The organism is Actinomadura sp. J1-007 (genome assembly GCF_009793335.1).
Classification (GTDB): Bacteria; Actinomycetota; Actinomycetes; order Streptosporangiales; family Streptosporangiaceae; genus Spirillospora; species Spirillospora yumaensis.
Genome location: NZ_WING01000001.1, coordinates 5065487 through 5079945, shown reverse-complemented (window position 1 = coordinate 5079945; position 14459 = coordinate 5065487). Strand labels below are relative to the sequence as shown.

The 14459-nt window shown below is 74.7% G+C and carries 12 protein-coding genes; 9 read left to right on the top strand and 3 right to left on the bottom strand.

The features are described 5' to 3' along the window. Positions 1 to 40: 40 nt before the first annotated feature. The 4 genes from GEV43_RS23070 to GEV43_RS23055 are packed head-to-tail and all read left to right on the top strand — an operon-like array spanning position 41 to position 6503. On the top strand, positions 41 to 1201 hold the full coding sequence (locus GEV43_RS23070) for a hypothetical protein (RefSeq protein WP_241683014.1): 1161 nt from the start codon (positions 41 to 43) through the stop codon (positions 1199 to 1201). Further along, positions 1198 to 2532, top strand: a complete 1335-nt coding sequence (locus tag GEV43_RS23065; RefSeq protein ID WP_160822465.1) for a VWA domain-containing protein — start codon at positions 1198 to 1200, stop codon at positions 2530 to 2532. The genes GEV43_RS23070 and GEV43_RS23065 overlap by 4 nt, the downstream gene beginning before the upstream one ends. A gap of 12 nt (positions 2533 to 2544) precedes the next feature. Further along, complete coding sequence (locus GEV43_RS23060) at positions 2545 to 3663, top strand: AAA family ATPase (protein ID WP_160822464.1); 1119 nt, start codon at positions 2545 to 2547, stop codon at positions 3661 to 3663. Continuing rightward, positions 3660 to 6503 (top strand): DUF5682 family protein, encoded by a 2844-nt coding sequence (locus GEV43_RS23055; protein WP_160822463.1) that lies wholly within the window; start codon positions 3660 to 3662, stop codon positions 6501 to 6503. The genes GEV43_RS23060 and GEV43_RS23055 overlap by 4 nt, the downstream gene beginning before the upstream one ends. Positions 6504 to 6544: 41 nt before the next feature. Here GEV43_RS23055 and GEV43_RS23050 read toward each other — a convergent pair whose 3' ends face one another. Next, entirely contained in the window at positions 6545 to 7735 is a 1191-nt protein-coding gene (locus GEV43_RS23050; protein ID WP_160822462.1) for an NAD(P)/FAD-dependent oxidoreductase, read from the bottom strand. Between the two features lie 67 nt (positions 7736 to 7802). Continuing rightward, complete coding sequence (gene sigJ / locus GEV43_RS23045) at positions 7803 to 8666, bottom strand: RNA polymerase sigma factor SigJ (protein WP_160822461.1); 864 nt, start codon at positions 8664 to 8666, stop codon at positions 7803 to 7805. A gap of 366 nt (positions 8667 to 9032) precedes the next feature. Here sigJ and GEV43_RS23040 point away from each other — a divergent pair, with 366 nt between their 5' ends. From GEV43_RS23040 to GEV43_RS23020, 5 genes are all read left to right on the top strand, one after another. Next, positions 9033 to 9560, top strand: a complete 528-nt coding sequence (locus GEV43_RS23040; RefSeq protein ID WP_160822460.1) for an ATP-binding protein — start codon at positions 9033 to 9035, stop codon at positions 9558 to 9560. Beyond that, a complete protein-coding gene (locus GEV43_RS23035; RefSeq protein ID WP_160822459.1) occupies positions 9557 to 10390 on the top strand; it encodes an SAM-dependent methyltransferase in 834 nt (277 codons plus the stop codon). The genes GEV43_RS23040 and GEV43_RS23035 overlap by 4 nt, the downstream gene beginning before the upstream one ends. Before the next feature lie 99 nt (positions 10391 to 10489). After that, positions 10490 to 11509: a hypothetical protein gene (locus GEV43_RS23030; RefSeq protein ID WP_160822458.1), complete on the top strand. Its 1020-nt coding sequence runs from the start codon at positions 10490 to 10492 to the stop codon at positions 11507 to 11509. A 30-nt stretch (positions 11510 to 11539) separates the two neighbouring features. After that, a complete protein-coding gene (locus GEV43_RS23025; RefSeq protein ID WP_160822457.1) occupies positions 11540 to 12358 on the top strand; it encodes a class I SAM-dependent methyltransferase in 819 nt (272 codons plus the stop codon). 96 nt (positions 12359 to 12454) lie between these two features. Then, positions 12455 to 13432 (top strand): serine hydrolase, encoded by a 978-nt coding sequence (locus GEV43_RS23020; RefSeq protein ID WP_160822456.1) that lies wholly within the window; start codon positions 12455 to 12457, stop codon positions 13430 to 13432. 39 nt (positions 13433 to 13471) lie between these two features. Here the strand turns inward: GEV43_RS23020 and GEV43_RS23015 are convergent, their stop codons facing one another. After that, entirely contained in the window at positions 13472 to 14455 is a 984-nt protein-coding gene (locus GEV43_RS23015) for a hypothetical protein (protein ID WP_160822455.1), read from the bottom strand. Positions 14456 to 14459 lie beyond the last annotated feature (4 nt).

Below are 14459 nucleotides of genomic sequence, written 5' to 3'. Positions count from 1 at the left end.
GGCGGCGGGCGAGGCCGCCGCGAAGATCGCGAGCGGCGCGGTGGCCGAGGAGCACCTCGCCGCGCTGGCGGGCGGGCGCGCGGCGCTGTTCGGCGCGGTGCACGACGCGCTGCTCGCCCGGCTGGACGGCTGCGCCGGACGCGAGCGCGCCGAGTGGCGGGAGCCCGGACGCGGCGAGGACACGGCCGCCAACCTGCTCGCCGGGTGCCGGTCCTGGCTCACCGAGCTGGCCATCACCGGGTGGCGCGGCGTCGACCACGACCTGGTGTCGTCGGCCGACCCGACGCTGGAGGCGCTGCTCGCGCGGCCCGCGCTGCGGCGGCAGGCGGTCCTGCTCGACGGGCTCGCGGCGGAGCTGCGGGCGTCCTGCCCGGTCGCGACGCTGGAACGGGTCCCGGCCCGCCGCTGGGCCGACCTGTGGACGCGGGCCGTGCTGCTCGCCCGCGGCGCGGGCGAGGAGGAGCCGGCCGAGACCGTGTCCGGACGGCTGCTCGTGCTCGGCGTCGACGTCCACGAGCACGGCACGGCCGTCCAGGCGCAGGTGCACGGGGTCCTTGAGACCAGGGACGCGGCCCGGCTCGTCCGGACGAGCGTCACGGCGGCCAAGGTCGACACGATCGTCGGGCCCGCCGTGTGGCGGCTGCTCACGGGGCACCCGGTGCTGATGGGCGCGCTCGCCGGGCGGCTGACCCTGAACCTCAAGGACATGCCGCTGCTGGCGGGCGGCGACCTGCTGTGGCACGACGACCGGGCGTCGGCGGGTGAGCCCGCCGACCCGTTCGCCACCGCGCGGGTCGTGCTGCCGCGGGCGGTGGCGCCGCCCGTACCGCCGCTCGACCGGCATCCGGTCCGCATCGCCGAGCCCGTTCTGCTGGAGGGCTACAAGGCGCGCCGCGAGACGCTGGAGCTGGACGGCACGACGCTCGCGATCGACACCGGCCGGCTGCCCGCCTGCGGGCCGCTGACCCCGGCGCTGGTGGCGGCGTCCACCGAATGCGTCGGGCTGATGCGGTGGGACGGCGGCCGGTGGGCCGTCCAGCCGCTCGCCGTACGGGCCACCGTGAAGAAGAAGCCCGTCGAGGCGCACACCGGCGACTGGGCGCTCGGCCCGGCCGACCCGAAGATCGCCAAGGCCGAGGCGCGCACCGGCGACGCGGTCGCCGTGCTGCGGGAGCGGGCGGGACGGTTGCTGCGCGCATGAGCGATCCCGATGAGAACCGCCGCCAGGTCCTCTACTGGCGCCTGCTCGCACGGCTCTTCGACCCCGAGGAGCAGCCCGCGCTGGAGTCCGCGAGCGTCGCCGTGGTGGAGGACCTCGGCCTGCCGCCCGCCCTGCTCGACCCGGCCGAGTCGATCGACTCGCTCGTCCAGCGCTTCCCCGAGCTCGCCGCCGAGTTCGACGCCCTCCTCGCGACTTCCGAGCCCGAGCCCGAGGAAGCGCCCGAGGAGACGGCCCGGGACGCGGCCGACGGCACCGGGCAGGACACGGCCGAGGACCCGGGCGAGCAGGTGCGGAAGGCGGCGCTGGTGTCCAAGCTGCTGCTCAACGTCTTCGCCACCGGCACCGGCGACGTGTCCGCCACGCAGCTCGCGAGGTGGCAGCAGGACGCGGGCTGGTTCTGGCGGGCGGCCGGCGAGGAGGGCGCGGGCGAGCTGTCGGGTATCCTCGGCGAGCTCGAAGGCGACCTGGTCAAGCGGATGCGGCTGCGCGAGGTGCTCGCGGACCGCAAGCTCGCCGGCCGGCTCAGCCCGAGCATGTCGCTGATCGAGCAGCTCCTGCGCGACAAGGACAACCTCTCGGGCGTCGCGCTCGCCAACGCCAAGGCGCTGATCCGCAGGTTCGTCGACGAGGTCGCCGAGGTGCTGCGCACGCAGGTGCGGCAGACCAGCGCCGGGAAGGTCGACCGGTCGGTGCCGCCCAAGCGGGTGTTCCGCAACCTCGACGTCGAGCGGACGATCTGGAAGAACCTCACCAACTGGAGCCCGGAGGACGAGCGGCTCTACGTGGACCGGCTGTTCTACCGGCGGACCGCCAGGCGCACCACGCCCGCCCGGATGATCGTGGTCGTCGACCAGTCCGGCTCGATGGTCGACGCGATGGTCAACTGCACCATCCTGGCGTCCGTCTTCGCGGGACTGCCGAAGGTGGACGTGCACCTGATCGCGTACGACACGCGCGCGCTCGACCTGACGCCGTGGGTGCACGACCCGTTCGAGGTGCTGCTGCGCACGACGCTCGGCGGCGGCACCGACGGGACCGCCGCGATGGAGCTGGCCCGGCCCAAGATCAGCGACCCGCGCGACACGGTGCTGGTCTGGATCTCCGACTTCTACGACAACCCGTCGCTGCTCGGCGACTTCGAGGGGCTGCGGCGGTCCGGGGTGCGGTTCCTGCCCGTCGGGTCCGTCGACAGCTCCGGCCACGCGAGCGTGAACCCCTGGTTCCGCGAGCGCCTGAAGGCCCTCGGCACGCCCGTGATCTCGGGCCACATCCGCAAGCTCGTGTTCGAGCTGAAGAACTTCCTCGCTTAGGAGACCCCCAGAATGACCGACGAGATGCTGCGCGCCCCGGCCGAGGTGAAGTACGCCGAGGAGCTGGACTGGCTGGAGTCGATCGACGACGGCCCGAAGCCGTTCTCCTGGCGGCTGAGCCCGAGGATGGTCCGGCTGTTCGTGCTCGGCTCCGAGCGTTCGGACGGCCTGGACAGGGAGGTGGCGCAGAAGTGGTTCGGTGACCGCAGCTTCGTCGAGCGGAGCATCGTGACGCTCGCGTCCGACCGCGGGCTGCTGCTGATCGGCGACCCCGGCACCGGCAAGAGCTGGCTCGCCGAGCTGCTGTCGGCCGCGATCTCCCGCAACTCCACGCTCGTCGTGCAGGGCACCGCGGGCACCACCGAGGACCACGTCAAGTACTCGTGGAACGTCTCGATGGTGATCGCCCAGGGCCAGTCCCGCGCGTCGATGATCCCCTCGCCGATCATGACGGCGATGGAGCGGGGCGTGATCGGCCGGTTCGAGGAGCTGACCCGTTCGACCAGCGACGTGCAGGACGCGCTGATCTCGATCCTCTCGGAGAAGTACGTCTCGATCCCCGAGCTGGACGAGGACGGCATCGTGTTCGCCCAGCCCGGATTCTCGATCATCGCGACCGCCAACAGCCGCGACCGGGGCGTCAACGACCTGTCGTCCGCGCTGAAGCGGCGGTTCAACTTCGTGCGCGTCCCGGTCGTGACCAGCAAGCGCAGCGAGGCCGAGATCGTCCGGTTCCGCACGACCGAGCTGATGCGCCGGCACCGGATCGAGCTGGACCTCCCGCCGACGCTGCTGGACATCCTGCTCCAGAGCTTCGCCGACCTGCGCGCCGCCGCCGCGTCCGCGACCAGCGACGACGAGAGGCTGGAGTCGGCGCTGTCCACGGCCGAGCAGATCGGCGTGCTGGAGGACGCGGTCCTGCACAGCCAGTTCTTCGGCGACCGGACGCTGCGCGCGCGGACCCTCGCGAGCTCGCTGGTCGGGTCGCTCGCCCGCCGCAGCCCCGAGGACCTCGCGATCCTCAACAAGTTCTGGCACGGGGTGGTCGAGCCGCGCGGCAGGAAGGACGAGGACGGGCCGTGGCGGGAGTTCCTGGACGGCGGTCGCGAGGCGATCGCCGCGCTGTCGTGAGCGAGCCGTTCGGCGCGCTGCGCGACCAGCTCCTCGGCGCCGCCGCCGCGTTCGGGGACGGCCCGGACGCCGTCCCGGAGATCCTCGCGGGGATGGTCGAGGACGTCGACCGGGCGCTGCGCGAGGAGCTGGAGATCTTCCCGGTCTGCCACCACTCCCCCGCCTCCGCGCTGGCGATGGCGCGGCGGCTGCGCGACAAGCGGCCGAAGGTCGTCTACCTGGAGCTGTGCGAGGACCTCGCGCCGCTGCTGCCCGAGCTGCGCAACTGCTCCCTGCCGGTCGCGCTCCAGGCGTTCGCGACCGAGACCGAGGGCCTGCCCGCCGAGTGGGCGCCGCTCAGCGTCGTCGCGCCGATCACCGAGGCGTCCGCCGAGTACCAGGCCATCGCCTACGCGCTCGACACGCCGGACGTGGAGCTGGTCCTGGTCGACCGCTCGGCCGACCACGTCTTCCAGTGGACGCCCCGCGCCCCCGAGAGCGGAACGGACGGCGCGCCGGGCGCCGACGCGGACGCGGACGCGGACGCGGCGGACGCCGACGAGGCGGCGCTGCACGGCGACGCGGTCGGCATCGAGATCGGCGACCTGCGGCCCCGCTTCGCCGAGCTGGAGGCGCACCTGCTGCACCACGGCAAGGTGCGGCACTGGTCGGAGTGGTGGGACCAGTACGTCGAGCAGCCCCTCACCGGCGCCGACCACGCCACGTACCGCCAGGTCATGGTGATGATCGGCAGCCTGTTCCGGCGGCTGCGCCCGGCTCGCGGGACGGCCGGCGACCGCGACGAGGACCGCGAGCGCTACATGTGGACGCGGATGCGCGAGCACCTCGCCGCGTCCGGCGCCGACCCGGCCGACTGCCTGTACGTGTGCGGCGCGTTCCACGCCGCGAGCCGCGTCGAGCAGTTCGGGCTGCACCCGGAGCCGGGCGCCGAGCCGTTCGAGATCACTCCGCGCACGGAGACCGAGTGGCTGTACGGGCTCATCCCGTCCAGCCACTCGGCGATCGAGGCGCAGTTCGGGCTGGCGTCCGGCTCGGTGTCGATCGCCGCCGCGACGTGGGAGAAGGCCGTGCGGCGCGGCGGCGTCACGCCGTTCCGGCTGAACGGCCAGAAAGGCGCGAAGGGCGCCAAGGGCGCGAAGTCCGCCAAGCCCCGCACGACCGCGAGGAAGGCGGTCGAGGACACCGGCGGCGCGGCCGAGGTCGCCGACCGGCTCACCGGGTTCCTGTCGCGGCCTCCGGCGCTGGACGAGCTGGACGAGGCCGAGCTGCTCGGCTGGTGCGTCGACATCGTCCGGCTCGCGCGCCGCAACGGCTACCCGGCCAGCACCGCCGACGCGATCGCGGTGTTCGAGACGTCCGTCCTGCTCGCCGGGATGCGCAACCGCGCCCGCCCGACACCGTACGACTTCCAGGACGCGGCGGTCACCTGCATCGAGAAGGACACCGTGCCGGGCCGCCGCGACGTGCGGCGGCTGTGCGAGATCCTGCTCGGCGGCGACCGGATCGGGCAGGTCGGGTACGAGTCGCTGCCGCCGCTCGCCCGCGACGTCATCGACCGGCTGGAGCCGCTCGGCCTCGACCTCGGCAAGCGGACGATCCAGCGGGCGCTGCTCGACCTGGACGCGCGGCCGGAGCTCGTCCCCTGCTCGCACCTGCTGTGGATCCTGCGGCGGCTGCTGCCGGGCGGCGCGGCGCGGCCGATCATGGGGTCGCGGCGGCTCGGCGAGCGGTCCGTCCAGGAGAGCTGGGACCTGGCGATCGGCCGCGAGCAGCGGGCTCTCGTCGAGCTCGGCTACGAGGGCGTCACCGTCGAGCAGGTCCTCGAACAGCGGCTGCGCCGCGCCGTCGCCGACCCGGAGGGGACCGCCGCGACCGCGCTCGACGCCGTCGAGGACTCGATCCTCTACCTCGGCGGACGCCGGTTCACCGGCGAGCTCGGACGGCGGGCGGTCGAGCTGCTCGCCGCCGAACGGACCGTTGACGAGGCCCCCGAGGTGCTGCGCCGGATGCGGCGGCTGCTCACCCACTACCGGGCCACCGAGCCGGAGCTGCCGGAGTGGTGCGCGGCGTTCGTCACGGCGGGCTACGCGCACTACTGCACGCTGCTGCCGACGGCGTTCGTGGACGAGGGCACGGGCGTCCGGCAGGTCGCGGCCATGCTGGGCTTCCTGTTCAGCATGGAGAGCCTCGCGCTGTCGCTCGGCTGCGACCGCGCGCAACTGGAGATCGCCGTCGCGCAGTCGCATCCCGAGGAGCCCGCGAAGTCGGCGCTGCTGTGGGCGGCCCGCTTCCAGCTCGGCGCGCTGTCACTGGCCGACCTGCGCGAGCGCTGCGACGGGCTGCTCGCCAACCCGCTCGTGCTGCCCGCGTTCCCGCGCTACCTGAACGGGTTCGTCCAGGCGCTGGAGCCGGCGCCGGGGCTGACGCCGCTGGTGGTCGAGGTCATGTCCAAGGCGTTCGGACGGCTGCCCGACGCGGTCCTGCTGCCGTGGCTGCCGAAGCTGATCACGACGCTGCGCGCGCAGGCCCCCGACCTGGTGCCGCCGCTGATCCGGGAGGCGGGCCGCACGTTCCCGGCCACCCTGGCGGGGGTGGACGCGTGGGACCCGCCGTGGTCGGGACGCCCCGCGCCGGCGGAGGCGGCCGCGCCCGCCGTGAACGCGCCGGTCGCGGCCCTGCTGTCCAGCCATCCGGCCGCGTGCGACGCGGTGGCCGTCCTGCTGGGCCACGAACCGGTCTGGCAGGCCCCGGACGCGCTCGGGCCCGCCGCGTCCCCGGCGGTGGCCGCCCTCCTCGCGGCCCACCCCGCCACCGCCGAAGCGTTGGCCGCTCTCCCCTGACCCGCGCCGCAGGGCCCGCGCCGCCTGACCCGCGCCGCGCCTCAGCGGTGCGTGAGGGCGCGGCGCGGGCCCTTCGGCCACCAGTACGTTCCGGGGCGGCGGCGTTCGAGGAAGAGGGAGACGAACGCGAACCGGCACACCAGCTCCTTCACCAGCGCGGCGGGACGGCCCGAGAGGATCAGCTCGCGGGGCGCGTCGTCGAAGCGCACCGACTGGATCACCCCGTCGCGGCGGCCGAGGCTGACGCACTGGATGAAGTACCGGAACCGGAACGGCTTCGGCTCGCGCCCGTCCAGCCGCGCGTTGAGGGCGTCGGCGGCGTGCGCGGCGACCGGCATCCCGGCCGCGCACGACATCCGCGCGGTGCCCGCGCCCGGCACCTCGGCCGCCGCCGCGTCGCCGACGACGTACACCTCGGGGTGCGAGGTCGAACGGAGCGTCGCGTCCACGAGGGCGCGACCCCTCCCGTCCACGGCGAGGCCCGCCTCGGCGGCCAGCGGCGCGGGGACGAACGAGCCCGCCCACACGATCACGTCGGCGTCGATGTCGCCCTCGGCGGCGCGCAGCCGTCCCGGCTCGACGGCCTTCACGCGGGTGCCGCTGTGGACGCGGACGCCCATCCTCGCCAGCACGGCCGCGACGTGGGCGCGGCCCTTGGCCGACAGCCCCGCCCCGGGCTCGGAGCCGCTGACCAGCGACACGCGCCACGCGGGGTGCGTCTCGGCCAGCTCGGTCGCCAGCTCGATCCCGGTCAGCCCGCCGCCGACCACGGCGACCTCGCCGCCGGGGCCGTCCAGGCGGGCGCGCAGCCCGGCGATCCGCTCGGCGGTGAGCGCGTGCTCGGCGACGCCGGGGACGCGCGTGTCGGTGCCGCTGCCGAGCGCGTAGACGAGGTGGTCGTAGTGGAACGCCCGGCCGTCGCCGGTGAGCACGCGCCGCCCGTCCAGGTCCAGGCCCGTGACGCGCGCGGTGACCGCGGTGATGCCCGTCCCGCGGACCAGCTCGGCGACCGGGGTGGACACGCTCGCGCGGTCGCCGAGCAGCTCGTGCGTCCGGACCCGCTGGGTGAACGCGTCCTCCGCGTCGATCAGCGTGATCCGGTGCCGCCGGTCGAGCCGCAGCGCCGCCGTCATGCCCGCGTACCCGGCGCCGATGACCACGATGTCCGCGACGCGCCTCGCGCCGCCGCCCGCGCTCCGCGCGCCGCCCTTGTTCCCGTCCGCTCTCCGCATGACCGCCTCCTTGGTACGTCTCGCAGGGAAGACCGGACGGCGCGGCGGAATGTCTGAGTGACCCGCCTCACACCGCGACGCGGGCGAGCTTGCGCGGGTTGCGGACCACGTCCACCTCGGTGATCCGGCCGTCCGCGACGGTGAAGGCGAGCACCGAGTCGACCGCGCCGGAGGCGTCCAGCAGCACGATGCCGGGGGCGCCGTTGACGTCGGTGAACACGGCGGTCATGCCGTCGTACCAGCGCGCGACGAGCCCGGCCACGACCCGCGCGACGCGGTCCGCGCCGGTGACCGGCACCAGGGCCGCGCTCGCCTCGCCGCCGCCGTCCGCCCGCCACACCACGCCGGGGTCGAGCACGGCGACCAGCCCGGGCAGGTCGCCGCCGGTCGCCGCCGCCGCGAACGCCTTGAGGACCTCGGCGTGCGCGGCGCGGTCGGGCGTGCGGCGCGGCGCGTAGTCCTGGACGCGGCGGCGGGCGCGGGAGGCGAGCTGGCGGACGGCGCCCGGGGTGCGCCCGACGATCCCGGCGATCTCCTCGAACGGCATCGCGAACACGTCGTGCAGCACCAGCGACGTCCGCTCGGCCGGGCTGAGCCGCTCCATGACGGCGAGCAGCGCCATGCCGACCGACTCGTCCAGGACCGTGGCGTCCTCCGGGCCCGGGAGCGGGCCGCCGTCCCCGACGAGGGGCTCGGGCAGCCACTCCCCGACGTACGACTCGCGGCGCGCGCGCACGGAGGCGAGCGCGTCGTAGCAGACGCGGCTGACCGCGGTGGTCAGGTAGGCGCGGGCGTCGGCCACGTTCGCGCGGTCGGCGCGCCGCCAGCGCAGCCACGTCTCCTGCACCGCGTCGTCGGCGTCGGCGGCCGTGCCGAGGATCCGGTACGCGACGCCCCACAGGTGCCCGCGGTGCTCCTCGAACTCGTCCACCCTCCGACTGTACGGCCCGGTTCCCGCACCCCTTCGGCCGTCCGGGCGGAGGAACCCGGCCGGACCCGGACGCCGCCCGCCGCCGGTGCGTCGGCGGGGTCCGGCCGTTCGGTCGGCACGGTACCGGTCCAGAGGCCCCGCACGTCGGCGCCGGTGCGGCGGACGGCCGGTACGACGGCGTTCGCGCTGCGTGGCGGAGGGGCATTGCACGCGCGCAAGCGACGGTGACTCGGCCCCCGTCCCGGCGTCAGTGTGGGTGTCGTGCGGCCCGGGACCCGCTCCCGCGCCGCCGGTCCGATCCCCGACCAGACCACCAAGCGAATGTTCGGTTACAGCCCGACACGAATGCGTGATGCCGTCGTTGCCATGGACGTACGAGACGCGTGGTCAGGAGCGCCGGTCCTCTCTCCGGCGCCGTCGTTCGAACCGTCACTGGAGCTCGGCGAGCCCGCCGGGTGGAACGCGAGCGGCGCGCCCGACCGGCTGCTCGGAGAGATCGAGCTCGCCGCGACGCCCGCGGCGGTACGGCCCGCCCGCACCTATGTCAGGGAGCTGGTCGGCGCCTGCTTCATCGCCGTCCCGGCGGTGGTCGGCGACCTGGAGCTGCTGACGAGCGAGGCCGTGACGCGCGCCGTCTTGCACGCGGGGGCCCGCGAGAACGGCCGGATCCGGCTGTGCGCGCGGTACGCCGGGCGGTGCGTCCGGGTGGAGGTCACCGGGGGCGGCCTCCCTCGGAGCGCGCCGCCGAGGCCGGACGACCCGCTCGCCGTCGCCGAGTGGGGGCCGTACCTGATCGAGGCGCTCGCCACCGAGACCGGCACCCGCCGCCACCCCGGCGGCGGCTGGACGTTCTGGTTCGCGCTCGCCGTCGGCGACGGATGGAAGGTGCTGTGACCGTGGGAACCGTGCTGAGCATACGGCGGCGGGCCACGCTCGGCCGGCCGCCCGAGGGGTGCGCCCCCGGGCTGGAGGACACCCCGCCCAACATCGCCCGGATGCACGACTACTTCCTCGGCGGCAAGGACAACTACGCGGCCGACCGCAACCTCGCCGAGCAGGTCCTGCGGGAGGCGCCGGCCGTCGCGGGGATGGTCGCCGCGAACCGGGCGTTCCTGCGCCGCTCGGTCCGGCTGCTCGCCGAACGGGCCGGGATCCGGCAGTTCGTCGACGTCGGCTGCGGCCTGCCCGCGGGCGAGAGCGTGGACGCGCTCGCCCGCCGCCACGCCCCCGACTGCCGGGTCGCCTACGTCGACAACGACCCGCTGGTGCTCAGCCACGCGCGGGCGCTGCTCGCCGTGGACGGCGGCACCGGCGCGTTCGGGGCCGACCTGCGCGCGCCCGGCGGCGTCCTCGCGCACCCCGAGCTCGGCCGGCTGATCGACCTCGGCCGGCCCGTCGCGGTGCTGCTGATGTGCGTGCTGCACCACGTCACCGACGCCGAGGACCCGCGCGGCATCCTGGAGACGCTCGTGCGGAGCCTGCCGCCCGGCAGCCGCGTCGTGCTGTCGCACGCCGAGCGGACCCCGCAGCTCGACACGATGGCCGCGCTGTACGGGGAGGCGGGCGTGCCGTTCGTGCCGCGGACGCGGGAGGCCATCGGGGCGCTCGTCCGCGGCCTCGGCGCGGTCCGCCCGCGCCAGGCCAACCTCGCCCACTCCGTTCGCGACCCGGCGACCGGCGACCCGACGCCGCTGGTCGGCTGGGTCGGCCGCACGCCCGGCTGACCGGCCGACCGAACGGACTGATCCGACTGACCACACTTGCCCGGCTCCACCCCGCCGTTACGATCGAAGAGTCAGCGAATGCCACTCTTGGGGCGGGCCATGACAGCGGACAGCGAGCCGAAGTCCCTTTCCGAGATCACCCAGGACATGGGGCTGAACATGTCCGACGTGGCGATTTTCTCAGGGCTCGACGAGAGCACCGTGTTCCGCCTCTGGGACAACCCCGCGTGGCTCGACCGGATCAGCGGCCGGTCCCTCCAGAGCCTGATGTCGTCCGTTCCGGGAATCGCCGAGTACTCGATGGCGCACTCCCTGCTGAAACGGCGCAACGTGCTCGTCTCCGACCTCCAGTCGGAGGGCCTGACGGTCGATCTGGGGGCGCTCGAAGCGTCCTCGGTCGCGCAGCAGCACCTGCTGAACGCGCTGGAGGCGGCGCTGTGCATCGTGCGCGGCGACTCGGTCCCGAAAGTGTCGTCCTATCTGGCCCGGTTCTGGGGACGGGAACAGGACCGCGCGCTGGAGACGCTTTTCTCGACCACGCCGGGCGAGGGGCTTCTCGCCAATCCCGGCAAACTGTTCGAGTCGTCGGTCGAACTGGCCCCGCGGCTGAACCGCAAGACCTACTCGTTCCATTCGATCCTGGCGTTGAACGTGCTGACGCATCAGGTCAGCAAGGTGACCGGGTCGATGGAGGCGGACCTGTCGTTCGAGGTCCCCGGACGGCGCACCGCGTTCATGATGCGGGGCGTGGTGATGGGCTCGCTCATCAGCAACGACGACCTCGAACTCGCCGAGCGGTACCGCCGCGAGCTGGAGGCGACGCCGGTGTACGCGGCGCTGGAGGAGTGGTCGTTCCCCACCTACAGCCGCGACGGGCGGATCAGCTCCGACTTCACGCTCCCCGGCTCCCTGCTGCTGCGCAACACCGCGCGCGAGGTGCTCCGGGAGATCGGGAGCTACAACGACGCCTACCTGTACTACCTGGCGTCCACCTACATCCCGTTGGCGCTGCGCCGCGACCCCACGTTCGGGGGCGCCGGGCCGACCTCGTGCGGGCCCTGGAAGGGCGGGCGGCCGACTGCCGCGACCGGAGGGTCCGCGCGACCTGCATCGCACTGATCGGAAAACTGAAGGGCATGGCATGAGCCCATGCGGGAGAGCGGGGAGCCGGTGAACGACGCGAGCCGAGCGGTCGTGAACCTCACGCGCGAGCGGTGGGAGGCCAACGCGGAGTACTGGGTGAAGGTCATCCGCGAGCGGCGCGACCGGTACCGGACCGACCTCACCGACCGCGCCCTGCTCGACGCGATCGGGCCGGTCGAGGGCCTGCGGGTGCTGGACGCGGGCTGCGGCGAGGGCTACCTCGCCCGGACGCTCGCCTCGGCCGGCGCGGACGTGGTCGGCGTCGACTCCTGCGAGGGCCTGATCGACGCGGCCAAGAACTACGGCCCGCACGCCCCCGGCGGCCCCGGCGGCCCGGACGGCCCCGACGCGGGAACGGCCTCGTTCACCTGCGCGAGCGTGGACGCGATGCCGCTGGAGGACGCCTCGTTCGACCTGGTGGTCTGCAACCACCTGTTCAGCCACCTGCCCGACCCGACGGGGGCGATCCACGAGTTCGGCCGGGTGCTGCGCGGCGGCGGGCGGCTGGTCATCCTGACCCTGCACCCCTGCTTCTACACCGTGGACGCCGAGCACGGCGCGGCGGGCAGCGTGCCCGCCGCCCGCTACTTCGCGCCGCGCGGCGTGGACCAGCGCTTCCGGGTCGACGGCCTGGAGTCGCCCTCGATGATCACTTCGTGGCTGCGGCCTCTGGAGTACTACTCTGGAACGCTCCGAGACGCGGGTTTCGTCATCGCCGACCTGCGCGAGCCGCACCCGACGCCCGAGCAGATCCGCGACGACCCGTGGTGGCGCGAGGGCTTCCCGACCGCCCTGTTCATCCTGCTGACCGCCGAGCGCCGCTGACGCCGCGTCCGCCCCGCCGCTCCCGCCCCTCGCCACACAGGTAACGCCCGTGCACGGTAAACGCCGAGGAAACATCCGTCTCGTGAGACTCGCGCCATGGGTCTCACACGACTGCGGGCCGCGCTCGGGTCGGCCCTCTTCGCGGGCGGCTGCGCCGTCCTGGCCGCCCTCTCCTCCACCACGCTCATGCCGTGGGACGAGGCCGTCCTCGCGCCCGCGACGGCCGGGACGGCGCGCATGACCGCGCCCGCGCCCGCGCCGTCGCCGTCCGCGCCCGTCCCGCCGTCGTTCTCCAAGGCGCGGCGGGACGCGCTGACGCGCGCGCTGGACCGCTACCTGGACGGCCGCGACGGCCGCCTGTCGGTGTCGGTCCGCGAGCCGTCCAGCGGCCTCGGCTACACCTACGGCCCCGGCGTCCGGACCGCGACGGCCAGCATCGTGAAGGTCGACATCGTCGTCGCGCTGCTGCTCCAGGCGCGCGCCCGGCACCGCGACCTCACCGCCAACGAACGCCGCCTCGCCGAACGCGCCATCACGGTCAGCGACAACGACGCCGCGACGGAGCTGTGGCGCGCGATCGGCGGCGCGCACGGCCTCGCCGCCGCCAACCGGAGGCTCGGGCTGCACGACACCCATCCGGGCCTCGGCGAGGCGTGGGGCTCGACCAGGACGAGCGCCGCCGACCAGGTCCGCCTCCTCGGCGCGCTCACCCGCCGGGACGGGCCGCTCGACGCCGCCGCGCGCCGCTACGTCCTCGGCCTGATGGGGGACGTGACGGCCGAGCAGGCGTGGGGCGTCAGCGCGGCGGCCGGGCGCGACGCGTCCGTGGCGCTGAAGAACGGCTGGCTGCCCCGCGAGGCGCAGGGCGGGCGCTGGACGGTCAACAGCATCGGGCTCGTCCGCGACGGGCACGGCCGCTCGTTCCTCGTCGCCGTCATCTCCGAGCGCCACCCGACGATGGCCGCCGGTGTCGCGGCGGTCGAGCACGCGAGCGAGGCGGTCGTGGACGCGCTGTCCGGCGCGGCCGAACGCGACGGCGACCGCGGCGGAGACGGGCCCGGCGGCCAGCGCTGACCGCCAGGTGTCCGGCGGCGCGCCGGCCGCGCGGGGGCGTCAGGGCTGGAGGAGCAGGCGGGCGATGGCCTGCTCCAGCCGGTTCAGGGCCATCGAGTCGCCGACGAACCCGCGCAGCGCCGCCACGAACCCCTGGAGCCCGCCCGGGTAGTCCAGGCACGTCCGGATGATCGCGTAGGTGTCGGAGCGGGCGTCCGGCGAGCGCGGGATCACCGTCATGATCTCCAGGGGCAGCGCGCCGACGACCTGCTGGCGGCCCCGCTCGGTCGCCATCAGCGGGATCTCCAGCGTGCGGTCGACCAGCTCGAACAAGTTCGCCGTGCCGCCGGGCGGAGGCGGGGCCCAGCTCGCCTCGGGCGCCGCGCCCGCCGGCCGCACCGCCGGGGGCCGCGCCGACACCGCGACGGCGCGGGCCGCGTGCGGACGGCCCGGCAGCGTGAACCACGCGGTCGTCCTCGTCTCCTTCACCTCGACGTCGATCGGCGCGTAGTCCTCGGGGTCGACGAGGTCGAGCTCGTGCCTGACCACGTCCTCGTACACACGGTCGGACACGATCAGCGCGACGTCCGTGCCGGCCTCCTCGAACACCGCCTTGAACGACGGGGCGTCGAGCAGGCGGAACGCGCGGTTCACGGCCGTGCCGACGAGCCCGTTGCCGTCCCAGCGCACCTCCCCGACGTGCACCGCGAGCCGCAGCCGCATCCGCGCCGCCTCGCTCGACAGCCGGTTGTGCCGCCGCACCCGCGCGCGCAGCCGCTCCACCACCGAGGCGAGCAGCCGCGCGGTCGCGACGTCGGGCGGCACGACGATCATCGCCCCGTCGCCCCGGTCCTCGCCGTAGCAGCCGGCCGGCGCGATCGAGGAGTCCTCGAACGCGGTCCGCAGCGACTCGTAGAGCGCGGACCGCACGTGCGCGCGGGCGTCGTCGGTGCGTGTCTCGCTGCCGAACGAGGCGATGTCGCAGAGGAACAGCGAGCAGCTCCCCTGCGGATGCCATCCACCGCCGAACGCGGAGTCAGCCATGAGC